Origin of the sequence: Mesorhizobium sp. M0998 (genome assembly GCF_040318885.1) — a bacterium.
GTDB lineage: Bacteria > Pseudomonadota > Alphaproteobacteria > Rhizobiales > Rhizobiaceae > Mesorhizobium.
On record NZ_JAMYND010000120.1, the window covers coordinates 1 to 1,051 of the forward strand.

A 1,051-nucleotide genomic window follows, 5' to 3' on the forward strand; every position below is an offset into this window, starting at 1 on the left:
TAGAGCCTTTCACGTTTTGATGGAAGCGTAGCCGGCGTTTGCGAAGTAGTTGTTGCATTCGGTTGCCTCGATCGTTTCAACGAGGTGGCCGATGTGGCGCCAAGTGTCCTCGACGGTACGTTTCTGAGCTTGGCGCATCCAGTGTTTGATTTTGGCAAAGGCCTGCTCGATCGGATTGAGGTCTGGGGAGTAGGGCGGTAGGTACCAAAGCCTGGCGCCGGCCGCCTTGATCATCTGCCTGATGGCCGCCGACTTATGACTTCCCAGATTATCCATGACGACGATGTCGCCGGGTTTCAGCACGGTGATGAGCTGCTGCTCGACATAGGCGCGGAAGCATTGGCCGTTGATTGGCCCGTCGAAGACGCAAGGTGCCGCGAGCCTATCGCAGCGCAGCGCGCCGAGGAAGGTCAGCGTGCGCCAGTGGCCGTGCGGGGCCAAGCCGCGCAGCCGCTCGCCCTTCGGCCCCCAACCGCGCAGCGGAGCCATGTTGGTCTTGATCCAGGTCTCGTCGATGAAGACCAGATGCTGCGGATCGAGGCCGGCCTGCCAAGAGCGCCATCGCTGACGCCTGCGGGCAATATCAGCGCGCGCCTGCTCAAGGGCGAACAGCGTTTTTTTTGAAGCTCAGGCCCTCGCGCCTCAAGAACATCCAGACCGCGTTGTGCGAGACCTTGACCCCGCGTGCGGCCAACTCATCCTTCAGACCATGCAGTGTCAGATGCGGCGTCTCACGCACACGCGCCTCGATGAAGGCACGGTGCGGCTCCAGCACCCTCTTGCGATGTCCGCCCATCTTGCCAGGCGCAACCGAGCCAGTCGCCCGATGGCGCTGCAACAACTTCACCGCCGCCGAAACCGAAATGCCGAACCGTTTCGCGGCCGACCGGCGGCTCTCGCCACCCAAAACCGCCGCTACAACACGTTCGCGAAGATCATCCGAAAGAGGTCGCGTCATCCGATGCTGGCCTCCACTCCAGCCAGCATCTTGAATCACAAAACCGACTGATCCGGAATCCCCTTCGATTCCGTCAAATCAGGAACCGCTCTA

General features: G+C 61.4%; 1 protein-coding gene. It reads right to left on the reverse strand.

The genetic code is table 11. The annotated features are described in order from the left end of the window. Positions 1–9: 9 nt before the first annotated feature. Positions 10–958, reverse strand: a protein-coding gene (locus tag NKH59_RS33365) for an IS630 family transposase (protein ID WP_352503943.1) whose coding sequence is annotated in 2 segments (ribosomal slippage) — positions 10–621 and positions 623–958 — 948 coding nt in all. Because the reading frame shifts where the segments join, the coding sequence is not laid out codon by codon here. Between the last annotated feature and the right edge of the window lie 93 nt (positions 959–1,051).